Here is a 26274-nt window from a genome sequence, read left to right as displayed (position 1 = left end):
TTTCAAAATCCATCGACTCGATCAACCGATTGCTTCTATTGAACCTGTCAAATGGATTGGTTGCCATAAACTCAATGCATTTAGGATTCACTGATTGTTAACAGTTGATCAGCGTGATTCCTAATTTGGTTACTACGCTCCCGGCGGTCGCCTAGTACTGTTCATCATCTGCTCTGTTCCGCTTTGCGGACCAATCGCAGTGATTCACAGCAAAAAACACGTCCGTCCCTGGTAAGGGACGAACGTGTTCGTGGTACCACCCAAATTTTATTGTCGGTTGACAATTCTTTGATGATCGGTAACGGGATCAGGCGTCGTTCTCTACTCGAGTCTTTGAAAAGTCAGCTCTTTCAAGAACGCAACTCACAGATGATCTGATTTCTTACAGGGTTTTATTTGGCTTCCACTCTCCCAAACTCGCTTGAAAAATATAAGAAATTTTTCTGTTCTGTGTCTTAGTTGTTATCTGTCTTGTTCAATTCGTCTAATAAGTTTCTCGCATCATCTAATGTTTTCACTTCAGGGCTTTCACTTACATCAACGATTTTTTCATCTGATTCAACAATGTCCACATCAAATGTTTCCACTGCTTCTGAGTTTACTCCAGAACCATTTTCACTGTCAAGTTCTTTTGACAAAACTTCTCTGATCACTTGGTGGGAATCTTGTACATAGCTTGAAAATGGCGCCAAAATTTCTTCCCACTCAGGACTCTTCACTTGTTCTAATTGCGTTTGCAACATAACTAATAAGTTGTTATGGAAGACTCTGGTTTTCTTCTTCAAGTCATTTGTTTCTGTCGCCAATTGACGGGCATTGTCGGTTGCATCCGTCAAAATCTCTTTGGCTTTTTCTTCCGCTGAGGTCATCAAGGCATGCGCATGTTTTTCTGCAGTAGCAACCATTTCATCCGCACGGTTTTGAGCAGAAGTAACGATTACTTCTGATTCTTTGCTTGCGCTTGTTTTTACTTTATCCGCCGTATCTTGAGCCACGATAATGGATTGATTCAAGGCATCTTTCAATTCATTGAAATATTCAAGTTTTTCTTCTGCGTGTTTCAACGATTTTTCTAACTCACGATTGCGTTGAACGGCTTCTTCATAATCACGAACGATCATGTCCAAGAAGTCATCGACTTCATCTTGGTTGTAGCCTCTCATTTTTACTGAAAAGTTTTTATTTTGAATGTCTAATGGAGTTAATGCCATATTCTATACACCTCTTTGATTTATTTACGTAATACACCTAATAACAATCTAACTTTTTCTTTTTTCGTGGTTCCTTCTAACCCCTGTATTTGAATCCGACCAAATCCTCTTACCGAAATGATATCCAGTAAATCCAGAACAAAATCTGGTCGTAATGCTTCTGTCCAGTTTACTTTTACTTTTCCTGATTCGATCAACTGTTTCGAACGCTGGCGTGAGATGTTGTATACGGCAGAGATCACTGTATCAAGACGCAATGAGCTAACCGTTTCTCTTTCCTCGGTCCAGCCATCTTTAGGCACGATCAAATCGGTATATCTTGTTTCTTCCAATCGAACGGATACGTTGCCGATTTTATCCACTTGGAGTTGAATAAAATGACTGACTTCAGTGGCAACGAATACTTGCCATATTTCACCATCGGAAAGAATGTCTCCAAAGTATTCCCTCTTGACTCCAGTCCCCATTAATGTGCCTAAAACTTTTCCATGACTCAACACCGTAAATTTTTTCGGGTATTGAATCGTAAATAAAGTCATGTCAAACTCATCGGTGGTGGGCTCATAGTAATCGGGATAAATCAAACAACGTCGTCTCTCAGCAGCTTCATATCCACCAAAAAAGCGGAAACTTAAATCCGTTGATTGACGAATCAAACTTTCTAAGATATACGCTTGTCTCGGATCTAAAAAATCAGTCAAGTAAGGCGCATACTGCATTTGCACTTGTTCGATCCATCCTTGAGCGGAATCAATAAAAGGGCGTTCATCGTTTCGAAAATGTTGATAGACATTTGCGTTCACCGATAACCACCCCTTACGTTAAAATAAAATTGATTGTAGGATCAATATCAATGCTTGTGATGCTAGCTGTAAGACAATAATTGCAAATGCAATCGTAAAATCGATACCAGCAAAACTTAATTTCAATCGATCAAATAAACTCAAATACGGTTCACACACTTTTGCTAAGAAACGGCCAAAAGCGGACTGATACCCTCCTGGAAACCAAGACAAAAGTGCATAGATCACTAATAAAATGGTATACAGATAAACAGCATCACTCAGTAATTTAACGAATCTCAAGAATAAAATTGGCGTTCCTCCTCACTTTAGATATCAAAAAAATTGGTATCTGCTAATGTTTGGGCAGTGCCTTCAATTTCCATACCCTTAGGCGTGCAAAGAAAAATTTCATCGCCAACACGCTTGATATCACCATCTTCAGCGTACACTGTTCCTGTTAAAAAATCAACTATTCGACGAGCTTGGTACTCTTCAATTAAATGAAAATTAACAAGTACAGCATCTCCATTGATGACTTGCTTCGCAATCCCCATAGCTTCTGAATAAACGCGTGGTTCTACGATCGTTATTTTTCCAGCCATTTGTGGAGAAGTTTCTTTTGCTTTTGTGTCTTTGACTCTCGTATTAGTTCTTTGTTGCGCCATTGGAACGACTTTTTCTTCCGTCTTAGGCACCGATCTTACTCGTTCAGCCGCCGCTGAGGATTGTTGATAGGCAGCAGTTTGAGGCTGCTGTCTGTATTGATAGGCTTGATTTTGTGGTTGACTTGTTGTATAAGAAGCCGCTTGGCTAGAAGCACGCGTACTCGCTGTTGTTCTAGGGGCGGTAAAAGCTCCTCCTTGGTTCACAGCTGGTTTCGCTGCCGTGCGTGCCGGTTCTTCAGTGGCAAATGTTTCTTCATAATAATCTTCTTCGTCAGTCAATCCAAAAAAATTGGTCAGTTTCTCTTTGAGCGACATCGGTCAACCTCCTTTTTTATTGAAATAATGCTGTTCCTACACGAATAAATGTTGCGCCTTCTTGAATCGCAATGGGAAAGTCATTACTCATTCCCATACTCGTTTCTAAGCAAGGGGCATGTGTAAGATGCAGGTCAGCGATCTGTTGTTGAATCCTTTTTAATTCTTTGAAAATCTGATGCTGCTCGTCTTTGGAAGCAGTGAGCGGGGCCATCGTCATCAATCCAACAACACGAATTTTGTCGAACGAAGCGAGTGCTTCAATAAAAGCCACCACCTCTTCTACGAAAATCCCTTGTTTCGTTGCTTCCTGCGAAACATTCACTTCCACAAAGCAGTTGATCGGATGCTCTGCTCGTTTTTGAATTTCTTGTGCCAGTTTGATTGAATCCAACGCATGGAAAAAATCAATCTCATTTATAACTGATTTTACCTTTCTGCGCTGTAAATTACCAATAAAATGCCAACGGACATCTGGGTAATCAGTTAATGCTGCCTTTTTTTCAAGTAGCTTTTCTACTCGATTTTCTGCACAATCACGCACACCATTTTCTAGAAGTTCTCTTGTCGTTTCTGTATCGACGGATTTTGTCACAGCTGTCAAACAGACCTCACTGGCATTTCTAGAAACAAGAGCACAGGAGTCCTGTATCTCTTGCTGGATCTTGTGCAAGTTCTCAGAAATCATGTGCTCTGCCCCCTAGCGTTTACGACGGAAAAATGGTGGTGTGCTTAATTCGTCGTCATCATTCGAGCGTACTTCATCACGGCTGAAGGTGTCGAATTCTTTCTTTTCTACATTTTCAAATGTGTTTTCTTCTACTTTAGGTCGTACATTTTGTTCTTTACGGATATCCCAATCACCAAAACCATTGCTTTCTTCTGCTTGTGCAGGACGCGCTTGGTCCATATCTAAGGTTGGTTTTTGTGGGATAGAATGAATTTGGCTTTGACTTTGTCTGTTAGAGCGAGACCCACGTTCTTTTTTAGAAGGGTCAATGCCAGTTGCAATGACAGTCACACGGATTTCATCGCCTAAGTCTTCATTGATTGATGTACCTAAAATAATATTTACATCACCTGTTGCCGCATGAGCGACGATATCAGAAGCATCTTGTGCTTCAAATAAAGTCATGTCCAATCCGCCAGTGATGTTCAATAGCACTTGTTCAGCACCATCGATCGATGTTTCTAGCAATGGTGAAGAGATTGCTTTTTTCGTTGCTTCGATCACGCGTTCTTCGCCGCTAGCAACGCCGATTCCCATCAAAGCGGTGCCTTGATTTTCCATCACTGTTTTCACATCAGCGAAGTCTAAGTTGACATAGCCAGGTGCAGTGATCAAGTCTGAGATCCCTTGAACCCCTTGACGCAAGACATTGTCTGCTTCACGGAATGCTTCAAGCATTGGCGTTTTCTTGTCAACAACTTCTAACAAACGGTTGTTTGAGATGATCAATAAGGTATCGACATTCTCTTTTAATTTAGCGATTCCTTCAGCAGCAAAACGGCCGCGTTTTGGTCCTTCAAATGTAAACGGACGAGTAACGACGCCGACTGTCAATGCGCCGATTTCTTTGGCAATTTTAGCTACGATCGGTGCAGCACCGGTCCCGGTTCCGCCACCCATACCAGCGGTAATGAAAATCATATCCGCGCCTTCTAATGATTCACGAATAGAATCTTCACTTTCTTCTGCTGCTTTTTGACCAACTTCTGGTTGTGAACCAGCACCAAGACCACGGGTATATTTAGGGCCTAATTGAATGACTGTTTCTGCTTTTGAATTTTTTAATGCTTGAACGTCAGTGTTGGCTGCAATAAATTCTACGCCTTTGACATTTTCTTCGATCATACGATTTACTGCGTTGCCGCCACCACCGCCGACTCCGATGACTTTGATCACAGCGCCGTCATTGATGTTATTATCAATTGAAAATTCCATAGTTTATCTTCCTCCTGAGAATCGTTTTAGATTATTCAAAGATATTTGAGAAGAAATCTTTTACTCGGTTTGTGATCGACTCACCTTTTTTCTCTTCTTCTGTTTCTTCATAAGTTTCTTCTGGAGCTTCATATTGTTCGTAATGCACTTCTTGTTGTTGAATGGCAACGGGCTGTTGCGCGACTGTTTTTTCACCAGTGATCGCACTTTTGGCAAGCTGATAGACTTCGCTTAAGTTTGCTGAATAGTCAACGATACTGATTACATTGGTGAATACAGGATTTCTAAGTCCCATATGATTAGGAACGTAAAGCTTAACGTTTGTTTCGAATACTTCTTGAGCCAAATCTACGACACCCGGCAGGCTTGCAGCACCACCAGTCAAAATCACGCCACCTGGCAAATCAAGTCCATCAATTTCATCTAAGACTTCTTTTGATTTGGTAAAAATCTGTTCCATACGTGCTTCGATGATTTCTGACAAATAGCGTTCATCGATCTTCACAGGTTCTGATTTCCCAATCACATCCACTGGAAATTCTTCACTAGCGGACGTCCGTTCAGGATACGCATCCCCATAATTGATTTTTAACGCTTCTGCATTGTTGAAGGAGGTATTTAAAACTGTCGAAATGTCTTTTGTGACAAATTCGCCACCCTCTTGGTTCACATGGGTAAATTTCAATTGCTTGTCGTGCATCGCTGATGTCGTCGTTTGGCCGCCGCCGATGTCGATAACGATCGTACCAAAGTCTTTTTCACCATCAGATAAAATCGATTCTGTCAGTGCTAATGGCGTAATGACTACTTCATTAACGATCAGACCAGATTTTTCCACACATTTACGAATGTTGTGAATGATGGTTTTTGGACCTGTATAAACCACACCAAACATCTCTAGGCGAACACCGATCATGCCACGAGGATCTTTGATCCCTTCAAAACCATCCACTGTAAATTCTTGCGGTAAGATAGCAATGATCTGTCTTTCAGGAGGGGTTGAACGTACAAGTGCTGCGGAAGCAACATTGCGGACGTCTTCGTCGGTGATCTCTTTTGATTCACTGTTGACAGCGATCATCCCTTGACAATTTTCCACTTCAAGAAGATTGGCTGGTACACCAACACTTACACTGCGAATTTGAATTCCTGCTTTTTCTTCTGCTTGTCTTACTGCTCTTTGAATGGCTTGTACCGTTTTATCGATATCTACAATGATGCCACGGTTGATTCCTTCTGATTTTGCATTTCCTACACCAATGATATTCATTTGGCTGTCAACGTATTCGGCTACTACAACTTTTACAGATGTCGTGCCGATATCAAGGCCAACATACATTCCCGTTTTTGCCATGGATGGGGTTCCCTCCTACTTAAATTGGATATATAGCGAACCATCACAGTCCGTTTTTAGAGTTCATTCGAATAATTTGTTCACTGTTACCAATTCTACCATATAATGGCGCTTTTTAGAAACAAGTTAATGAAAAAAACTCTTGAATTTTTCCTAAGAATCACTATCAGCTGTTTGATTTTCGTCTGCATCGTCTTCTTGTGTATTTGAAATTGGATAAGTAAAGATCCCAACTTCCATATCCACAATACTGTCCTCGGTCAAATCTTTGGCAATTTGCGGATAATACTGCATTTGACTCACCATATTTGAGATATTGACAATCACTTGATTGCCATCATTCATAAAGAGAGTTAACAGTTCATCATTGCTGTCACGGGGGGTGTATTTGATTTGAGAAATGCCATCTCGAATTTCTGAACTTAATTCTTGATAGGCACTGAGTGTCGCCTTGATTTTGTCTTCAGCCGAAAAATTTTCTAAAACCGGCAATCCTTCCTCTGGCTGCTCACTGATATCATCCAAAACAGCGCCATTTTCCAAAACTGGTGCATAGCCGCCATCTTTGGCTAATAAAGCCACTTCCTGGAATTCAGTGACAGTGATATCAAAACGATTAATACCAGATAAAGAAATAGAAGCATTTTTTATGCGCGGCAATTCTTTTTTGATTGCTGCTACACTCTGATTCCGTTCAAAAAATTGCGGCCACATCTCTTCATTGACGGCTAGGTCAGAATTTTTGAGAATCGCTTCTGCGGATACTTCTTGATTGCCTTTGACCACCACATTAGCCAAACGACTAAGCGGCGAAACAAAATACAAAACAATCAGCAAAGGAATCATCAGTAAACCGATAATCAGCGCTAAACGGCGAATCAATACTTGATTGCGGTACGCCTTTAGATTAGGTAGCCGATCAGCAAAGGAGCGAGCCTTTTTTTCTGGCTCAGGCAGCTCTTCTTTCCCAGCGTCGGTTTCTTCTATCGCTTGTTCTGCTTCAAAAAGTGCTTCTTCTGCCAACTCCTCTTCATCTTCATGCGCTTCTTTCATGTCTTCTGTTTCTTCAGAAGCGGGTGAAGACCAAGCTGGCTGATTGCCTTTTTCTTGCAAATATTTTAGATTTTCTTTTTGCCAAGGGGTCAACTCTTCCGTTGACGAGGGGGTTTGATCATCATGAGGTGTTTTGTCTTTACTAATGATAATCGCTCCTTTCTATCCCACACATTGTACTATTTGATTACCTCTTGCACAAGTCGAAATAATCGTTCTGAGGCATCGCTGATCCCTTGTTCTTTTGAGGCTTTGGCCATCTTACTACGAAGGGCTTCATCTTGCATGATACTATCTACTGCTTCCACGAGGTTTTGGCTGTTTAGTTCATGATCGGCAATCATTTTGACTGCTCCTGCATTAGCTAAACTTTGGGCGTTCTTTGTTTGGTGGTCATTAGTCACATAAGGGCTAGGAATCAGAATTGCTGGAATCCCTAATGCCGTAAATTCGGCAATCGATGTGGCACCTGCTCGTCCAATCAACAAATCACTATTTGCCATCACTTCTGCCATTTGATCGATATAGGGACGAATACTGATATTAGGGAAAGCATCTTTTGACATCCCGATTTTTTCTTCGATCTCTTTGTAATACCTTTCGCCAGATGCATAAAGTAACTGATACTCTTTTTGAGCAAAAAGCGGCAGCGCATCAATGATCGCTTGGTTGATTTTCAGAGCTCCTTGACTCCCACCAAAAACCAAAACCGTTTTTTTCGCCGGATTTAAATCGTAAGAAGACAAAATCGTCGACTTTTGACTATTCCGTACTTCTTGCCCCCTGGGATTGCCCACAAGCACCGTTTTCTTCGCTGGAAAGTATTGAGAAGCATCGTGAAAAGCAATGGCGATTTTATCCACATACTTGGTTAGAAACTTATTGGTGATTCCAGGAACACTATTTTGTTCATGAATAATGGTAGGTATTTTCAACTTCGCTGCAGCAAAGACCACGGCGCCAGAAACATAGCCGCCGGTGCCAATCACCACATCCGGTTGAAACTCCTTGATGATTTTCTTTGCTGCATAATAGCTTTTCATGAAAAGCTGGATCGTTTTTACGTTATCAAAAGACAGCTTACGCTTAAAGCCTTGGATCTCTAACGTTTTAAAAGGAATACCTGTTGGAGGGACGATTTTATTCTCTAAGCCCCTTGTTGCACCAATGTATAAAAATTCGGCTGTCGGGTCAATCTCTTTTACGTAATCGACAAAAGACAACGCTGGATAGATGTGGCCGCCAGTACCGCCGCCAGTCACAAGTATTTTCATGTCCTTCACTCATTTCTATTTAAGTTCTGCTACTGCCGCCATAAATTTGTCGCCGCGAACTTCAAAATTAGGGTATTGATCCCAACTTGCATTCGCCGGTGACAATAGAATCGTATCTCCAGCAGCACTTAAAGAAAAGGCAACTGGGACGGCTGTTTCAACATTGTCTGTCATTTCAATCGTTTTTACGCCAGCTGCTTGAGCGGCTGAGGCTAATTTTTCTTTTGTTTCTCCAAACACTACGATAGCTTTGAGTCCTTTTAGTGCTGGAACCAACTCATCAAAACTGTTGCCACGGTCCAAGCCGCCTGCCAATAAGACCAATTTCTCATTGTCAAAACCGCCTAAGGCCATTTCTGTTGCTAAGATGTTGGTTGCTTTGGAATCATTGAAAAATTTCACCTGATTGATGGTGGTGACATACTGGGTCCGATGAGGTACCCCAGTGAAGGTTTGCAACGCTTGTTTGATTGCTTCGTTTGGCATATTGCAAAGTTTTCCAACAGCGATCGCCGCTAAGGCATTTTCAATATTGTGTGCCCCTGGTACGCCAAGTTCCTCCGCTGCCATAATTGCTTCTTCTTTATAGTAGAGCATCCCATCAAGCATATATGCTCCTGCTACTTTTTCCTTGGTGGAAAAAGGAATGATTTTCGCCTTTGATTTGGCCGACAGTGCTTCTAGTTCCGGTTGGTTCCAGTTGATCACTAAATAATCGTCAGCGGTCATTCGTTGTTGCAAGCGCCATTTTGCTAAGACATATTCCGGGCGACTACCATGGTAATCGATATGGGCTTCATATATATTCGTGATGACAGCGATTTTCGGCCGTAAGGTATCGATTCCCATCAATTGGAAACTTGAAAGCTCCATCACCAAGCGATCTTCAGGCTTAGCTGTTTGAGCAACGGAACTTGCAGGAAACCCGATATTTCCAGAAAGCAATGCCTGTCCTTTTTCCATTCCAGCATTCAAGACATTGGCGATCATAGTCGTTGTGGTGGTTTTTCCATTCGTACCAGTAATACCGATAATCGGCGCTTCAGAGATTTGATACGCTAGTTCCACTTCCGTGATCACAGGAATTTTTTTCTCTAAAGCTTTTTGAACAAGAGGTTGTGAATAGGGGATCCCTGGATTTTTAACGACTAGCGAAAATCCTTCATCCAATAATTCAATCGGGTGGCTGCCAGTGATCACTTTGACCCCTAAAGCCAAAAGATCTTGTGCTTCTGGATTTTCAGCAAATGGCTTTCCGTCATTAACGGTCACAAGTGCGCCCAAATCATGTAACAATTTGGCCGCACTGAATCCACTACGCGCTAATCCTAGCACAAGAACTTTTTTATTTTGATATGTTGTAATTTTTTTCATTTTCTTCATCTCCTACCATACAAGGGCTATTGTGAGCAAAGAGCAACCTAACGCGATACACCAAAACACAGTGTCGATCTTCCACTCAGACCATCCGCTCATTTCAAAATGATGATGGATGGGTGACATCTTGAAGATTCGTTTGCCTGTTAATTTGAATGAGGCAACTTGCAGCATCACGCTTGCTGTTTCACAAACATAGACCAGTCCGACAAGCAATAGGGTCCATTCTTGGTGTAAAAGAATCGAGATAGCTGCCAGCAGACCGCCTAAAGCCAGTGAGCCGACATCCCCCATAAAGATTTTTGCCGGTTTGCGATTGTAGGGAAAGAAGCCGATCAATCCGCCGATGATCGCAAGACAAACGATTAACACATCGATTTGATCTTGTCGCCAAGCAATCAGTGCGTAAGTTGAAAAAGAAATCGTGCCCAGTCCTGCGACTAGCCCATCGATACCGTCCGTCAAGTTGACTGCATTTGAAAAACCAACAAGCCAAAAAATGACGAACAAGCCATAAAAAATCGATAGCGACACGTCTATCCCAAAGAAATTCAGTACATCCGCATTGCCTTCGGATCGGAAAACAAAGTAAAAGACGAGTCCGCCTAAAATCTGTCCAATCAGCTTTTGCAACGAGTTCAGCCCCATATTTCGTTTGCGGAAAATCTTGATGAAGTCATCAAGAAATCCTAATGCACCATAAACCAAGGTAATGAACAAAAGAATGAACAATGAAGCAGTCAATTGATTTTGCCATGCTCCTACCCAGATGGCAGTGATCATTGCAGAAATCAAAAATACAAACCCACCCATCGTTGGTGTACCGGCCTTTACATTGTGCCATTTGGGGCCGTCACCACGTATTTCCTGTCCGTATTTCTTCATTTGAAAATAGCCGATAAACAAAGGCATTGTGGCTGTTACGATCGCAAAGCCACTTGCCAAAGGTAATATCATCTCTGTCCATTCCATATTGTTCTCTCCTATTTATTCGTTTTCACTTAGTGTAAACTTGATCGATTGTCCTGATAATTCGGTGTATGGTTCCACGCTTTGTTTGGTACAATAGCCGTTTCCTTCAAAACTGACGTCTACATTCAGCAGACTACCAAATTTGATTAAGTCTGCTTTTGACCAAGAAGTCGTATCCGGCATATAGTACTTATCGCTGTCGGTAACGAGCAGTACCCGTCCGCCAGGCATGATCGAAGTCCCACTGTCAACCGATTGGGCAATGACTTTTTCACCATCCCCGATGACTACCGGGATCAATCCAGCTTTTTGAACATCCGTTGCAGCCGATTCTGTATCGAGATTGCGATAATCCCCCACAGTTGTTTCGCTACCAGATGTTGTGCTTTCTTCTAATGCAGAGTTTTTCAGATCCATGACCCGTTTCATCAATGGATTGGCAATTTCACCCAACACGGTGCTTTCGTGCTTCTCTGGTAATTTAATCGTCAAATACAAAATGTATTCTGGTTCTTCTGAAGGAAACATCAAAACAACGGAATATAGATAATTGGTGCCACCAGACAAATACTTACCGGTTGTTGGATCGGCTACTTGGGCCGTCCCTGTTTTTGCAGAAATGTTGTAGCCAGGTAATTCATAAACGCCATAGGCACTTCCATAATTTTCACTCTCGACAACATCACGCATATATTCACGGACCTCTGTTGCAGCCTCTTTTGTGATCGGATGGCCGACCTCTTCTGGTTGCGTGACCGTTTCTTCTCCAGTATTGCCATCAACGATTTTACTAATAAATTGTGGTTTCAGCATCGTTCCATTATTTGCGACCGATGTGAAAGCCTGCATCATTTGGAAATTCGTCACACCAATCGCTTGACCAAAGGAAGTCATCGCTTGGCTGACAGGATTATCTTCTGGGGTGATTCCAGTATTTTCGTTAGGCAATCCTGAATAGGTGCTACGGCCAAAGCCAAATTCTTTTAAGTATTGTTGCCAACGATCAGCCATCCGCTGCTCCAAGGTCACCATTCCGATATTACTGGACCATGAAAGAGCTTGGCGCATCGTCAGTGTTCCTTTTTGACCAAAGTCCCAGTCATTGATGGTTGCATCGTAAAGTTTTAATCCATCAGGACTTGGGGTAAAGGTTTCGTTCTCATTGAAGATGCCTTGATCGATGGCAGCTGCTGTCGTCAAAATCTTCATGGTTGATCCTGGCTCATAGTTGTCTTCAACTAACAGATTTTGCCAATCATTGATCGAATCCAAATTTTCTGGATTGTAGGTTGGTCGTTGCGCCATCGCTATGATTTCGCCGGTTTTGGCATCCATTAAGTTCGCTGTTAAGTTTTCTGGTTTGTTTTCTTTAAAGACGCTGTCCATCAGCGTTTCCAAATAGCTTTGGATTCGACTATCGATGGTGGTATAAACGTCTTTTCCGTCAACGGCTGCGACGGTCTCTGCTACTGTTCCGGGCAGCGGGTTTTGATTGTTATCTTTTTGATAAACGATCTCACCATCAGTTCCCGATAATACATCATTGTAAGCAGCTTCCAACCCAGTTTTGCCGACTAGACCAGTATCGTCATCATTGGCAACAGCATACCCGATAAAGTGAGAAGAAAAGACCCCATTCGGATAAAGGCGAGCTGGATGGCTATCAAAATGGAAGCCGGCAATATCTTCTTTTTCCATTGCATCTTCGATCGCATTTTTTTGTTCTAATGTAATATTATTTCCCTTGCTCCCAAAAGAGACCCGCCACAATTGTTGCTCAAGGCCATCCTCTAACGTATTGACTGCTGTTTCTTGATCAATGGACAATACATCTGACAAAATTTTGGCCAACTTATTGAAGTTTGCTTTTTCTGCAAAGAGATTTTTGTTGCCATCTTTGTAATTCTGATTCAAAACAGCATAAATGGAATACGAGGTCACATCTTCGGCGATCGGAATCCCATTACGGTCATAGATTGTTCCACGTTTCGCTTTGATCACTTCGCTGCCTTCATAAAGATTTTTGGTCTTTTCTGCTAATGAAGTTCCCGCGACATCCCCGACAATGACGATATAGCTCAAACGCGTGACAAACAAAAAGAACAATCCAATACTCGTAGCAAAGAGAATAATACCTACTTTTTTGCGATTGTTCGTTGTAGTTTGATTGTTCTTTTTTAAGTATTGCTTGAATTTATCTGTTAACTTCATTTAGTCCACTTTCCTTAAATTGCCATCATCGATCGACAATCCATTATCCTCAGCAATCTTTTGGATGCGCTCGGTTTTAGAAAGTTCATTTTTCTCTTGTTCCAACTGTTCTGCTTGTGTTGTTTTCTCAGTGATATCCGATTGGATCAAGGAAATATCATGCTCAACTTGGCTGATATTGGTCCGAATATTGATGGTCAAGATTGCCAACGTCAATACAGCGATAATCACAAAGGCAGCAATCAGTTTTTCTAGAGTAGAAATACTTTTTAACCGACGAGCCGGAGATGCTGGTACACGGATGACCTCAGGACGCTGGGGATCAGTAGGCAGTTTTTCAGTTGTCGGTTCAGAGTGATCCAAAGGTTGTGATTCAAGAGGTTCTCTGAATTCATAGTCATGAACTTTTAGTTCTGCCATAGTTGTTACCCTTCGCTTTCCTTGATTTTTTCCGCGATTCGTAGTTTCGCACTACGAGAACGATTATTTTCAGCTACTTCTTCCTCAGTAGGAAGCAGTGGTTTTCTTGTTATAAGTTTTAATGTTGGTTGAAATTCTTCTGGTATCATCGGCAGACCTGGTGGCATATCCTTTGGTGTACTGTATTCCTTGAACATCGATTTCACAATGCGATCTTCTAATGAGTGGAACGTGATCACACTGACACGTCCGTTGACTGCTAAAAGATGAATGGCTTGTTCAAGTGAGTCTTCAATTACACCTAGCTCATCATTGACTGCAATTCGAATGGCTTGGAAAACCCGTTTTGCTGGGTGACCGCCCTTTCTTCTTGCTGGAGCTGGAATGGCTGTTTTGATGATATCGACCAATTCCCCCGTTGTTTCGATGGGATGATCTTGTCTCACCCGCTCGATTTCCCGAGCGATTTGTTTTGAGAATTTTTCTTCTCCATAACGGAAGAAGATTTTGACTAATTGATGGTAGTCGAATTGATTGACCACTTCATAGGCAGTCAATGCTGCAGTTTGATCCATCCGCATATCCAGCGGTGCATCTTGGTGGTAGCTAAAGCCACGTTCGGCTTCATCTAATTGGGGTGAGGAAACACCTAAATCATACAAAATACCATCGACTCGGCTTACGCCGTGTTGATTCAATGCTTCCTTTAAATAGCGGAAATTACTTTTAATAAACGTGACCATCCCTTTAGCAACATAAGGTGCTAAACGTTCTTTTGCATGGTCGATGGCGGTTTGGTCTTGATCAAAAGCAAAGAGATGTCCTTCTTCAGACAGTTGTGACAATAAATATTCACTATGACCAGCTCCACCTAATGTACAATCGACATAGACGCCTTCTGGACGAATTGATAATCCATCAACGGTCTCCTGTAGCATAACGGTGTAGTGTTGAAAATCTGCCATGTGTTTTTTCCTCTTCCTATCAAGCCTATAAGCCAAAGTCGATCATTGTTTCAGCAATTTCATCAAAGTTTTCTTCTGCTTCTTCAGAGAATGCTTGCCAACGCGTTTCATCCCAAATCTCGATTCGATTTGAAACCCCGATGATCACGCAGCTTTTAGTAAGGTCTGCATGATTTCTCAATGTAACAGGGATATTGATTCGTCCTTGTTTATCGATCTCGCACTCTGTTGCAGCAGAATAAAAGAAGCGGACAAATGTCCGAGCATCCTTTTTCGCTAAAGGCATTTCGTTTAGTTTTTCTTCAAGTTTTTCCCATTCAGATAAGGGGTAGCCAAATAAACAGCCATCTAATCCACGTGTCACAACAAATTTTTCTCCGAGTTTTCCTCGTAGTTTTGAAGGGACGATTAGTCGGCCTTTTGCATCTATCGAATGTTGAAATTCACCCATAAACATCGATAAATAACCCCCGATCTCCACCTGATATTCACAGTCTACCACAATCCCCCACTTTCTACCACAAATTATATGAAATTTGAAAGGGAAGTTGTTTGACTTTTCTTTACCAAATGAACAAAAAGAGGAAATCAGACTCCTTAAAGTCTTTAAAAAAACTTTAAGTGAAAAAATGGACGTTTATCAAGGGGCAAAACACTATAAGTAACTTACGATATTTAGAATGATCAAAACGACATGAAAAATGATCGTAAATAGAAAAATACTGCGCCAATACATCTTAAAATAGCGACCATATTGGATCTCTTCATAGTAGTACGCCTGAAAGACGGCCAGTAGAATGCCTAATAAAAAAATGGAGATCAAATAATACAATGTGATTGCTTGATCAAAAGTATATTTTGATAATTGATGAATCCCCACCATTAAAAATGGTACCGCTAAATCCGGTGCCTTCACATGGAAACGATCATTCAACGAAAGTGCAGAAACGATAAAACGACAAGCAAAATAAACGAGCACAGGAAAAATATACCAAAACAAAACGATTGGATTAAATCCAGACATACAGCAAAATCCTTTCTAACAACTAGTGTCACTATACTTTATTTTCTTTACATCCATGTTTCAGTTCTTTTAAAAATTTAAGCCGGAATAAGACAGCCATGAAATTTTTTAAGGAGGCTCTTATTTCAACAACTAACTTTTGAAAGTTTTAAAGAATGTATTTCTTTACCTATTAAAACAGAAGGGAGTAGCTTCAACAAGCCTATCTTGCCATTCTAACGAATTTTTTTATAGTGAAATTGAAATTTTCTTAATTTCTCCTTGGATCAACTTGAGTTCTTGAGAAATTGAGGGTAAACTGTCACTAGAATAACTCTAAAAGGTGGATTAGAATGAACGAGAAAAAACCAAAAAGTACCTTTGCAAAAATCACGCAAGTCGTGATCTGGACCATGCTTATTCTCACTGTCGGCTCGATTTTCTTAGCAGCGTACACAAGTATTATGGGTTAATCCTATTAAAAAATGCCCTTTTCCAAAATGATGGCTTCCATCTTTTGGAAAAGGGCATTTTTTTACAGTAACGGTGACACAAGACGTGCCAGGCCTTCCTTGATCTTGATCGTCAATTTTCTTTGTTGATACGCTTCGATCGTTAACGGTTTGGAATCGATCGAATCCGCCAGAAACGCTTCTTTTGTTTGAGTCGCAAGTTGCGCATCATAGATAATCGTATTGACTTCAAAATCTAAGCGAAAGGATCGAACATCGATATTTGCTGAACCAATCGATACAAGTCCACTATCTATAATCATCGTTTTCGCATGCATAAACCCTTTCTCATAGGTTTCAATGATTGCGCCAAAATGAAGCAGCTCAGCCGCAAAGGAATAGGTCGCCCAGTAAACCAAGGGATGATCTGGTTTGTTCGGAATTTGTATATGAACTTTCACCCCAGAGAGCAGTGCTAACTTTAAGGCGTTATGAATGGCTTCATCCGGAATATAATACGGCGTTTGAATTAGGATTTCTTTCTTGGCTAAATTGATCATTTTCAAATACGTCATTTTAATTTCTTCATGTTCCGTATCAGGACCACTAGTGATGACTTGGGCTGCGACTGTCCCCGCTTGTTTGATTTCAGGAAACAAAGAAGGATCATATTTGATCTCCAAGGCATGTTGTGAATTCCAATCCATCAAAAACCGATTTTGCAGCGAATAGACAGCTGAACCGGCAATTCGCAAGTGATTGTCTCGCCAATAACCAAATTTTTCCACTTGTCCTAGATATTCATCTCCCACATTAAAACCGCCTGTATAACCAATCTCACCATCAATCACCACGATTTTACGATGATTCCGATAATTGATTCGCGGATTGACATAAGGAACGAACAAAGGAAAGAAAAAGGCAATTTGCCCGCCATGCAGACGCAATTCATCAAAAAACTTCAATGATACCTGGGTACTGCCCCAAGCATCTAACAAGACTCTTACTTTTACGCCTCGCTTTGCGGCTCGTACCAATGCTTCTTTGACCTCATTTCCCAATGCATCACTGCGATAAATATAATATTCCATATGAATGTGATTTTTTGCCTGTTCGATATCCGCGATCAAGGCATCAAATTTCTGCCGCCCATCGGTATAAAGTGTCATGCTATTGGCTGTCGTATAGAGGGATTGACCAAAGACCGTCAACAGATAGACTAACTGCTGGACTTCTACTTGAGCAGTCGGCGGATGCGGAAACAAATGACGCGCGAGCGCTTGTTTTTGTTCTTCTAATTCAACGTTTAGACCAATCTTTGCTTGTGAGCGCATATCGAAAATCTTTTCCTTGGAAATTCCTCTACCAAAGAAAAAGTAAAGCACAAAACCAACGATTGGGATGAACATCAAGACCAAAAGCCAAGCCCATGTCTGAGCAGTCTGACGTCTCTCTCTGAAAATGATAATGATTGATAACAAAATATTAACTATAAATAAAATGGTTACCAAATTATCCATTACAACCATTTTTCCACCTCTTCCCCGATTTCCCGCTACTAAAGCATATCAAAAAATAGTACCTAAAGTAAAGAAACACTGTGATGAAACAAAAAAAGCCGATCTGACGATCGACTTTAATAAAACATACGTTTAGAATTTTAAAAATCGGCGCATTGATAAGACGGAACCAAGCGAACCAATCACGATACCAATCAGTGCCATCACACCGCACACTTGTATTAGAAACATATTTGGTGCAATTAAGCTGTAATTTGAACGTAGCAAGGATGGATTGACCATTGCATAAACTTGATGATACCCGAAGTACATCAACGCAATTGGGACAATTGATCCTAAGAGTCCGATCCAGCCTCCTTCAAGGAAGAATGGCCAACGAATGTAGCCGTTTTTCGCCCCAACCAGACGCATGATTTGAATTTCTCTTTGACGGGACAAAATCGTGATCCGAATCGTATTAGAGATTAGGAACATTGCCACAAAAATCAGTAAGACAGCAGCAGCTAAGCCCCAAGTCCGCACAGCCGCAGACAATTCAAAGATTCGGTCAGAAGAATCTCCACCGTAATCGGCTTTAAAGACATTCGGCAAATCCCCAGCTTGTTCTGCGATCTCTGTCGTATACTCTGGATCTGTTGCACTTACAACAAATACGTTATACAGTGGATTACTGTCGCCTTCGAACAAGTTCCATGAATCCCCCATGGCATCCTGGATCTTCTGCAATTCTTCGTCTCGACTAGAAAATGTCACTTCTGAAACGTTCGGCAGATCATTTAAGGCCTGTTCTAAAGCATCCATGTCTTCTTGTTCTGTACCAATATCAACGAAAACCGACACGTCCACATTCTCACGAATATCTTCGGCTAGTTTTGTTGCATTTAAGATTACACCTAGAAAAATACCGACTAATGTTAATGTGATCGTCACGGCACTCAATGACGCGATAGTCATCCAGCCGTTACGCTTTAAACTTTTAATACTCTCCAGGAGATGACGGAAAAATGTTCTAATCATCGTAACCATATTCTCCTTCCGCTTGGTCGCGAATAATGCGGCCATTCTCAATCGCGATCACGCGATGACGAATCGTATTTACGATCGTACTATTATGGGTCGCCATAACGACCGTTGTTCCTTGTGCATTGATTCGATCAAGCAATTTCATGATTTCCCATGAGTTTTCAGGATCTAGATTTCCGGTTGGTTCATCCGCAATCAATACCTTTGGTGTATTTACGATGGCACGAGCGATCGACACCCGTTGTTGTTCCCCACCGGAAAGCTCACTTGGAAAGACCCGAACTTTATGTTTCAGTCCGACCAAATCCAAAACTTCCATCACCCGTTTTTTGATATCACGGGGTTTGCGTCCGATAACTTGCATTGCATAAGCAACATTTTCAAAGACCGTTTTCCGCGGTAAAAGTTTGTAGTCTTGGAAGACCACGCCGATTTCCCGGCGCATCAAAGGGATCTCACGGTTTTTCATGCCGACCAAATCATATCCTGCGACATTCAAAACGCCTTTTGTTGCTCTTTCTTCTCGATACATCAATTTGATAAAGGTTGATTTTCCGGCGCCGGATGGTCCAACGACATAGACAAACTCCCCTTGATCAATTGAAATCGAAAGGTTACGGATAGCAGTCGTACCATTAGAGTACTTTTTCATTATATCTTTCATTTCTATCATACAGCTATCTCTCCATCTCAAATTTTCATTCTGGCTTATTATAGCATGAATATATTTCACCTTGCTTGCAACAGATTACAATTGTGTTTCAATCTGTTTAAGTCATACCAGGTTATTTTTGATTCAGTTTCAGCTTCAAATAGGCATCGATAAAGCCGTCCAAATCGCCATCCATGACTGCCTGTACATTCCCAGTTTCGAAATTCGTTCGGTGATCTTTGACCATTGAATAGGGATGGAAGACATAAGAACGAATTTGCGAGCCCCAGCCGATCTCTAATTGCTCGCCTCGCAAGGCTGCTGCTTCTTGTTCTTTCTTTTCGACTTCTAATTGATACAGCTTAGCTTTCAACATCCCCATCGCTTGCTCACGGTTTTTCAGCTGTGAACGCTGGGCTTGGCTAGCGACCACTGTACCTGTTGGAATGTGAGTGATCCGCACAGCAGATTCGGTTTTGTTGATGTGCTGTCCACCAGCGCCGCTTGCGCGGTACGTATCGATCTTCAAATCATCTGAGTTGATCTCCACATCGATCGCCCCATCTAATTCTGGCATCACATCCACCGAGCAAAATGACGTATGCCGTCTCTTAGCAGAATCAAAAGGTGAAATACGGACCAAGCGATGCACGCCTTTTTCCGACTTCAAATAGCCATAGGCGTTGTGGCCTTTCACAAGTAATGTGACACTTTTTATCCCCGCTTCATCACCGGCTTGATAGTCCAAAGTTTCCACCTGATACCCATGTTGTTCGCAAAAACGAGTATACATCCGTAACAGCATGCTGCCCCAGTCTTGCGACTCGGTACCGCCTGCTCCCGGGTGCAGCTCGATGATGGCATTGTTTCGATCATAGGGTTCATCTAACAACATCGACAATTCATAAGAAGCCATTTTCTCATTTAACTTACCGATTCGCGCATCAAGTTCTGCTTCCATTTCCGGATCGGCTTCTTCTTGAATCATTTCCAACATCACTTCGAGTTCTTCCAATTCTTCTGCTAGCTGATTGAATTGATCGTAAGTCTCTTTGTTGGCATTGTTGGCGTTAATGACTTGTTGAGCTTTTTCTGAATCATCCCAAAAGGTAGGATCTGCCATTTGGTGTTCCGCTTCCGCAATGTCCTCTTCTAACTGATCTAAGTCAAAGAGACCCCCTAAAACTGATTATTTTTTCATTCATCTGGGTCAATTGATTCCGAATATCTGCGATTTCCATTAAAATTCCTTCTTTCTTTTTTTCTTACAAACGAAAGTAGACTGGACAAAAACGTCTGCCAGCCTACTCTCACCTTTTTCAAAACGTGTTACATATTTTTCCCGTGGCAATTCTTGAATTTTTTCCCGCTTCCGCAAGGACAAGGATCATTGCGGCCCACGTTTTTGAAACTTGGCGCTTGGGCAGCCGGTGCTTCTTCTACCCCTTGTGCTTCTCCTTGGGCTACTTGTTCCCGTTGAACGTTTTGGCGGATTTCTGCCTTCATAAACAGACGAGTTACTTCATACTCGATGGCTCCAACCATGTTTTCAAACATATTGAATCCTTCTGTTTGGTATTCAACTAACGGATTGTTTTGTCCATAAGCCCGTAACCCAACCGATTGGCGCAATTGATCCATGGCATCGATGTGGTCGGTCCACTTCGTATCAACGACTCGTAAAATCACTACTTTTTCAAATTCCAGTAATTGTTCTGGACTATTAAGTTGTGTTTTCTTTTGTTCAAAGACTTCTTCTGCCCGTTGGTTTAGATAATCTTTAATCTCTTGAGCTGATTTGCCCTTGATGTCTTCAATACTGATGGTATCTTCATGAACAAGTGCATTGGCAGCAAAATCAACGATTCCTTCATAATTCCAATTGCTTTCTTCTAATTGCGTATGACTGTCAACGACACGGCTGATGGAACGTTTCACCATATTCATTAATTGTGGTGAAAGATCCGTTTCTTCCATGATTACTTCTTGACGTTGTCCGTAAATAACTTCCCGCTGTTCTCGCATTACGTCATCGTATTGCAAGACGTTTTTCCGGGTATCGTAGTTATTCCCTTCCACTCGTCTTTGGGCAGATTCTACTTGTTTTGAAAGCATCTTACTTTGGATCACGGCATCGCCTTCATCGATTTTCATCCGATCTAAGAACACTTTGATTCGTTCAGAACCAAAACGTTTCATTAAATCATCTTCTAGCGACAGGTAAAATTGCGACATCCCTGGATCTCCTTGACGTCCCGCACGTCCCCGCAACTGGTTGTCGATCCGTCGTGATTCGTGACGCTCGGTACCAATAACTGCCAATCCGCCTAGTTCTGCAACACCAAGACCCAACTTGATATCCGTTCCCCGACCAGCCATATTGGTCGCGATCGTTACAGCGCCTTTTTGCCCAGCATTCAAAATGATTTCCGCTTCTTTAAAGTGATTCTTGGCATTCAATACTTCATGAGGAACTTTCTCCCGATCAAGCATTGATGATAGTAATTCAGAAGTCTCAACAGCGACGGTCCCTACAAGGACTGGTTGCCCTTTGCGGTGACGTTCTTTGATGTCTTGAACGACTGCTTGGAATTTGCTGGTAAGTGTTGGATAAAGCAAGTCCGCACGATCATCCCGTAAGATCGGTTTATTCGTAGGAATCTGAATGACTTGCATGTTATAGATTTCTCTAAACTCTTCTTCTTCCGTTTTCGCAGTACCGGTCATCCCAGACAATTTTTTGTACATCCGGAAGTAGTTCTGGAATGTGATCGTCGCCATCGTTTTGGTTTCATCTTCGATCTCGACACTTTCTTTTGCTTCGATCGCTTGATGCAGCCCGTCAGAATAGCGGCGGCCATCCATGATCCGACCTGTAAATTGGTCAACGATCATTACTTTGCCATCTTGCACCACGTAATCAATGTCACGAATCATGATGTAATTCGCCCGCAACGCTTGGTCCAAGTGATGGGTCAATGCGGTGTTTTCGATATCATACAAGTTTTCTAAGCCGAAGGTCTCTTCCGCTTTTTCGATCCCGCGTTCTGTCAAGCCGATCGTTTTTGATTGAATATCGATTTTGTAGTCTTCTTCTTCCGTCAAGCGTTTGACGAAATTGTCGACCCGATTGTATAGCGCGGTCGATTTTTCTGCTTGTCCTGAAATGATCAATGGCGTTCTCGCTTCATCGATCAAGATCGAATCGACTTCATCGACAATGGCATAGTTTAATGGACGTTGTACCATTTGATGACGATAAACCACCATGTTGTCCCGCAAATAGTCAAACCCTAATTCATTGTTTGTACTATAAGTGATGTCACAAGCATACGCCGCACGTTTTTCTTCTGCTGATTTTGAGTTGATGTTCAAACCGACTGTCAATCCTAAAAAGTTGTACAGCTCTCCCATCTCAGTCGAGTCACGAGTTGCCAAGTATTCATTGACGGTTACGACATGGACGCCTTGACCACTCAAGGCATTCAAATAAACAGGTAATGTCGCCGTCAAGGTTTTCCCTTCACCGGTACGCATCTCTGGAATATTCCCATCATGCAAGACGATCCCACCCATTAATTGGACGTGGTAAGGATAAAGACCCAAAACGCGTTTTGCAGCTTCACGTACTACTGCAAAAGCTTCAGGTAATAATTTATCCAAAGTCTCTCCCTCTTGGAAACGACGACGAAATTCATCGGTTTTCCCGCGTAATTGTTCATCAGATAAAGCGGCCATTTCATCCGCATGTGATTCAACTTGATTCGCAATATGGTCAAGACGTTTTAATTCTTTTTTGTCGTTTTCGATTAATTTTCTAAAAAAATTGGCCATACCTTAATAATTCTCCTTTTACTTCTACATTATCCTAGCTGGAAACTCTCCTAACTATTTTAGCACTAGTTCACCATAAATGAAATATTTTTCGATAGAACTATCGCATCAATCTTGCGTGATAAACGGATTCTTAACCTTTTTTCACAGATTTTAAAGAAACGAAGGGAAAAAATACGCAACAAGCCATCGATCGGTGCCCAAAGTCCAGCGCACGTCCAAATGACTTGTTGCGAATATTTGCAAATTAGGCCGTTTTAAAACGGGTTTTTAAGAAAGCTAAGAAGAGCATCAGCAGCATGCCTAAAGATTGGATCCCAATCATCAAGATGATGTCCGCGCCAATAAATCCTGCCAACATCGCCACCAGAGAGCCTGCCCCCAGTGCATTCAAAATCACGTTGGTACTTTCTTTGAAACTGCTGATCGTCGACAGTCGCGACTTTTTCGTCAGCCAGAGGAAACACGCTGCGCCCATGACGAGGATACTATTCATTGCCACCAATAAAAATGCCACCGTGATCGTCTGGCTGAAGAAAATCGCCGTCTCGTTGTTGCGATAAAAGCCGTCTTCGATCACTCTCTGAAACGAAGCCGCATCATGCACTTGATCAGGCATCATTTCCGCCGTGTAACGCATCTCATAATGATAGGTTTGTCCATCGATTTCCTCTTTGATGGTCCAGTCTGTTTCACGAAAATTGATGGCATATTTTGCTCTTGAAAGGTCCGCTTCTGAAAGCGCAACACCTATAATGCCCGCTTCTGTTTGCGAAAAGACTTGTGACTCATCCGTTAAAAGTTTGCCATCTTCCAGCTGCAGTTCACTGTATTCGGCTGCTGTTTCAGCAGTCATGAGTGTTTTTGCATGGGGGAAAAATGCTGCAAAGGCTTGATCCGTTTGCTTGCTGATCATCAAGGTCAGCGGGATCATCAGCAAGGACATCAAGAAAATATAGACAAACACTTGCTGCCAGCGATTTAATTTTTTACGCCATGCATAGACTTTTGTTGGAGAAAATATGGCCCCAAAGTATGTTAAGGGAAATCGTTGTTCAGACATCCTATCATTCCTATCCTTTTGTTCCGCCCGAGGTCAAACCTGAAACAAAGTATTTTTGTAAGAAGAAAAACAGTGCAGCAATCGGTACGGCGATCAAAATCGCCCCAGCCGCAAAAAGTGCTACCCGTTGGTTACGGGCATCGTTGATAAAAGTCTGCAGACCGACTGCGACGGTCAAACGCTCTTGTGAGCGAAGCAAGAACCGCGCCAGCAAGAATTCGCCGAATGGCCCCATAAAGGCCCACAATGCTTGCACGGCGACCATTGGTTTTACGAGGGGCAAAACGATTTGCCAAAAGATGCGGAAATGCCCTGCACCGTCAAGTTTTGCTGATTCATCCAAGTCGATCGGTACCGTATCAAAGTACCCTTTCATCAGCCAAGTATTCATGGGAATCCCACCACCGATATAGATCAGTGTCAAGAACCAGAAACTATCTAGGCCGTTTGCTAATAAGCCCATGACATAAAAAGCGGTCAACGCCGACATTGTTGGCACCATCTGAACGATCAAGAACACCATCAAACTGCTCTTACGACCGGCAAAGCGATAACGACTGTAAGTATACCCTGCCAGTGTTACGATCATTACTTGGATCACCATCGTGGAAACAGCCACGATCAAGGTGTTTTTATACCATGTCAAATAGGGGGTTTCATTGAACAATCGTCGAAAGTTGTTCAATGTCCAATCCGCATCAAAATCCAAGCGAAAGGCGATCATATTCCCTGCCTTGAAGGCTGAGGTGGCGGTAATCAACAAGGGATAGATGATAACGATCGATAAAGCGATCATAAACAAGTAGGTAAATAATTTGCTGAAAGAAAACTTTTTCTTTTTCATCCTCAATCCTCCATATTAAATGCATTCGTCTTTTTAAACACCAGTAATGAAATGGAAATCACCACAAAGGAAATGATCAAGGTCAATGCAGAAGCAATCGAGTATTGTGGCGAGCCGCCCGTCGTCAATTTGTAGATCCATGAAATCAAAATATCCGTCGAACCGGCATTTCCACCTAAACTTCCTGGACCACCTTCGTTAAAGAGATAGATCATGGAGAAGTTATTAAAGTTCCCTGTATATTGCGTAACGAAGGTTGGTGCTGCCACCAAAAAGATCGCCGGTAACGTAATATTGCGAAAACGCTGAATCGCATTTGCTCCATCCATTTTGGCTGCTTCATACAAATCTTCAGAAATGGATTGTAAAATCCCTGAGACCATAACATAAATATATGGAAACCCTAACCAACCCTGAATCAAAATAATCGCCGTTTTCGTCCAAAACGGATCGGTCTTCCAAGCAATGTTCCCAATATCCACAAAGGGCAGATTGTTCAATAGCGGGATCACCTGCGTATTGATCGCTCCTGCGGTATCATTAAACATATTTGAAAAACTCATGATTGTGATAAACGCTGGCACCGCCCAAGGAAGCAAGAAAATCACCCCGAAGACCCGACGGAACTTCACAAATTTTTGATTGGCAACAACAGCTGTCAGTATTCCTAAGGTAATTTGCAAAGTAGTTGCTAAAACGGTCCAAATCACCGTCCAACTAAACACTTTTACAAAGGTGTCGCGGTAAGAACTTAAGGTGAAGATATTCGTAAAATTCGAAAAACCGATCCAGTCGATTAAGTTTGCTGGCGGAATATGTCGAAAATCATAGTTGGTAAACGCCATGAAGAGTGTCACCATTACCGGAAAAATAATTGCTACGATCATCACCAGATAGGCTGGGATCGTCAATAGATAAGCGAAACCATCCTCATACAATTTATTGAAAAACTCTTTTCTCGTAACTGCCACCGGGAACCCTTTTTCAATACTTTGGCGAACTTGATAGGCATCTTTGATATTTAAAACCCAAAAGATAATGAAAATAACGGTAACGATGACCTGTAGCGTTCCTTCGATCAACAAGAACAAAGAATTGTGTTCCATCGGTACTGATCCCAGTGTGACAAAGTTATATAATGCTTGTCCACCGAACAAAAGCATTTCGCCTAGAAAAATTAGAAAGACCGCAAAAAAGAGTCCCGCTTTAAATTTCTGACCATTTTTGAATTGTCCCACCCCAGGGATGATTGAAAGAAGCGCTGTCTGCGTGGCTTTTGAATTCGTCCTCATATGTATCCTCCTTAAAATCGAAAGTCTGCCAAGCGGCCGACGAT

At 41.9% G+C, this 26274-nt stretch carries 24 protein-coding genes and 2 pseudogenes; 1 reads left to right on the top strand and 25 read right to left on the bottom strand.

Going from position 1 to position 26274, the window contains the following annotated elements; all coding sequences use genetic code 11:
• Positions 1-455 precede the first annotated feature (455 nt).
• From CXM95_RS04520 to CXM95_RS04445, 16 genes are all read right to left on the bottom strand, one after another.
• Positions 456-1211, bottom strand: a complete 756-nt coding sequence (locus CXM95_RS04520; RefSeq protein WP_005237274.1) for a DivIVA domain-containing protein — start codon at positions 1209-1211, stop codon at positions 456-458.
• A 20-nt stretch (positions 1212-1231) separates the two neighbouring features.
• Positions 1232-2014, bottom strand: a complete 783-nt coding sequence (locus CXM95_RS04515; RefSeq protein WP_086372687.1) for a YlmH family RNA-binding protein — start codon at positions 2012-2014, stop codon at positions 1232-1234.
• Between the two features lie 18 nt (positions 2015-2032).
• Positions 2033-2296 carry a YggT family protein gene (locus CXM95_RS04510; RefSeq protein ID WP_005228822.1) on the bottom strand — a complete coding sequence of 88 codons (264 nt, stop codon included), beginning with the start codon at positions 2294-2296 and terminating at the stop codon, positions 2033-2035.
• 26 nt (positions 2297-2322) lie between these two features.
• Positions 2323-2976, bottom strand: coding sequence for a cell division protein SepF (locus CXM95_RS04505; RefSeq protein WP_005237276.1), 654 nt, complete (start codon positions 2974-2976; stop codon positions 2323-2325).
• 16 nt (positions 2977-2992) lie between these two features.
• Positions 2993-3664 (bottom strand): YggS family pyridoxal phosphate-dependent enzyme, encoded by a 672-nt coding sequence (locus CXM95_RS04500; RefSeq protein WP_008377340.1) that lies wholly within the window; start codon positions 3662-3664, stop codon positions 2993-2995.
• Between the two features lie 12 nt (positions 3665-3676).
• Complete coding sequence (gene ftsZ / locus CXM95_RS04495) at positions 3677-4921, bottom strand: cell division protein FtsZ (protein ID WP_086299195.1); 1245 nt, start codon at positions 4919-4921, stop codon at positions 3677-3679.
• A 31-nt stretch (positions 4922-4952) separates the two neighbouring features.
• Positions 4953-6275 carry a cell division protein FtsA gene (gene ftsA / locus CXM95_RS04490; RefSeq protein WP_005237279.1) on the bottom strand — a complete coding sequence of 441 codons (1323 nt, stop codon included), beginning with the start codon at positions 6273-6275 and terminating at the stop codon, positions 4953-4955.
• Between the two features lie 153 nt (positions 6276-6428).
• Positions 6429-7421, bottom strand: a complete 993-nt coding sequence (locus CXM95_RS04485; RefSeq protein ID WP_005237280.1) for a cell division protein FtsQ/DivIB — start codon at positions 7419-7421, stop codon at positions 6429-6431.
• Between the two features lie 86 nt (positions 7422-7507).
• Positions 7508-8602, bottom strand: a complete 1095-nt coding sequence (gene murG, locus CXM95_RS04480) for an undecaprenyldiphospho-muramoylpentapeptide beta-N-acetylglucosaminyltransferase (protein ID WP_005237281.1) — start codon at positions 8600-8602, stop codon at positions 7508-7510.
• A 15-nt stretch (positions 8603-8617) separates the two neighbouring features.
• The gene (gene murD / locus CXM95_RS04475; protein WP_005237282.1) at positions 8618-9976 is read right to left on the bottom strand and encodes a UDP-N-acetylmuramoyl-L-alanine--D-glutamate ligase; all 1359 of its coding nucleotides are present in this window, start codon (positions 9974-9976) and stop codon (positions 8618-8620) included.
• Between the two features lie 12 nt (positions 9977-9988).
• Positions 9989-10951 carry a phospho-N-acetylmuramoyl-pentapeptide-transferase gene (gene mraY / locus CXM95_RS04470; protein WP_005237283.1) on the bottom strand — a complete coding sequence of 321 codons (963 nt, stop codon included), beginning with the start codon at positions 10949-10951 and terminating at the stop codon, positions 9989-9991.
• A 15-nt stretch (positions 10952-10966) separates the two neighbouring features.
• Complete coding sequence (locus CXM95_RS04465) at positions 10967-13162, bottom strand: penicillin-binding transpeptidase domain-containing protein (protein ID WP_008377336.1); 2196 nt, start codon at positions 13160-13162, stop codon at positions 10967-10969.
• Positions 13163-13582: a cell division protein FtsL gene (gene ftsL / locus CXM95_RS04460; protein ID WP_008377334.1), complete on the bottom strand. Its 420-nt coding sequence runs from the start codon at positions 13580-13582 to the stop codon at positions 13163-13165. It abuts the gene before it with no gap.
• 5 nt (positions 13583-13587) lie between these two features.
• Entirely contained in the window at positions 13588-14547 is a 960-nt protein-coding gene (rsmH, locus tag CXM95_RS04455) for a 16S rRNA (cytosine(1402)-N(4))-methyltransferase RsmH (protein WP_034878729.1), read from the bottom strand.
• 25 nt (positions 14548-14572) lie between these two features.
• Positions 14573-15004: a division/cell wall cluster transcriptional repressor MraZ gene (mraZ, locus tag CXM95_RS04450; RefSeq protein WP_086299296.1), complete on the bottom strand. Its 432-nt coding sequence runs from the start codon at positions 15002-15004 to the stop codon at positions 14573-14575.
• Positions 15005-15202: 198 nt separating this feature from the next.
• Positions 15203-15571, bottom strand: a complete 369-nt coding sequence (locus CXM95_RS04445; RefSeq protein WP_005237289.1) for a DUF3397 domain-containing protein — start codon at positions 15569-15571, stop codon at positions 15203-15205.
• Positions 15572-15903: 332 nt separating this feature from the next.
• On the opposite strand from CXM95_RS04445, the gene CXM95_RS04440 reads away from it, so the two are divergent.
• Positions 15904-16023, top strand: a complete 120-nt coding sequence (locus tag CXM95_RS04440) for a DUF4044 domain-containing protein (protein ID WP_005237290.1) — start codon at positions 15904-15906, stop codon at positions 16021-16023.
• A 62-nt stretch (positions 16024-16085) separates the two neighbouring features.
• Here the strand turns inward: CXM95_RS04440 and cls are convergent, their stop codons facing one another.
• The 9 genes and pseudogenes from cls to CXM95_RS04395 all read right to left on the bottom strand — a co-directional run bounded on the left by cls (position 16086) and on the right by CXM95_RS04395 (position 26230).
• Positions 16086-17531 carry a cardiolipin synthase gene (gene cls, locus CXM95_RS04435; protein ID WP_005237291.1) on the bottom strand — a complete coding sequence of 482 codons (1446 nt, stop codon included), beginning with the start codon at positions 17529-17531 and terminating at the stop codon, positions 16086-16088.
• Between the two features lie 123 nt (positions 17532-17654).
• Positions 17655-18539 carry a permease-like cell division protein FtsX gene (gene ftsX, locus CXM95_RS04425; protein ID WP_005237292.1) on the bottom strand — a complete coding sequence of 295 codons (885 nt, stop codon included), beginning with the start codon at positions 18537-18539 and terminating at the stop codon, positions 17655-17657.
• Positions 18532-19218 carry a cell division ATP-binding protein FtsE gene (ftsE, locus tag CXM95_RS04420; RefSeq protein ID WP_005237293.1) on the bottom strand — a complete coding sequence of 229 codons (687 nt, stop codon included), beginning with the start codon at positions 19216-19218 and terminating at the stop codon, positions 18532-18534. Before ftsE ends, ftsX begins: the two co-directional genes overlap by 8 nt.
• Positions 19219-19330: 112 nt before the next feature.
• Positions 19331-20438 (bottom strand): peptide chain release factor 2 gene (gene prfB, locus CXM95_RS04415; RefSeq protein ID WP_101495161.1). Its coding sequence is split into 2 segments (ribosomal slippage): positions 19331-20365 and positions 20367-20438, totalling 1107 coding nucleotides; the frame shifts between segments, so codons are not numbered across the junction.
• Between the two features lie 88 nt (positions 20439-20526).
• Positions 20527-20601: pseudogene (locus CXM95_RS19175) on the bottom strand (SEC-C metal-binding domain-containing protein); the annotation flags it as partial.
• Between the two features lie 45 nt (positions 20602-20646).
• Positions 20647-23031, bottom strand: a pseudogene (gene secA / locus CXM95_RS04410) (preprotein translocase subunit SecA); the annotation flags it as partial.
• Between the two features lie 247 nt (positions 23032-23278).
• Positions 23279-24094 carry a DUF1189 family protein gene (locus CXM95_RS04405; protein WP_101698865.1) on the bottom strand — a complete coding sequence of 272 codons (816 nt, stop codon included), beginning with the start codon at positions 24092-24094 and terminating at the stop codon, positions 23279-23281.
• A gap of 10 nt (positions 24095-24104) precedes the next feature.
• The gene (locus tag CXM95_RS04400) at positions 24105-24938 is read right to left on the bottom strand and encodes a sugar ABC transporter permease (protein ID WP_005237297.1); all 834 of its coding nucleotides are present in this window, start codon (positions 24936-24938) and stop codon (positions 24105-24107) included.
• Between the two features lie 2 nt (positions 24939-24940).
• Positions 24941-26230, bottom strand: coding sequence for a carbohydrate ABC transporter permease (locus CXM95_RS04395; RefSeq protein ID WP_005237298.1), 1290 nt, complete (start codon positions 26228-26230; stop codon positions 24941-24943).
• Between the last annotated feature and the right edge of the window lie 44 nt (positions 26231-26274).

Origin of the sequence: Enterococcus sp. CR-Ec1, assembly GCF_002850555.1 — a bacterium.
GTDB lineage: Bacteria > Bacillota > Bacilli > Lactobacillales > Enterococcaceae > Enterococcus_D > Enterococcus_D entomosocium.
Note: the sequence above shows the minus strand (reverse complement) of the source record. Positions and strands in the feature narration are given on the sequence as shown.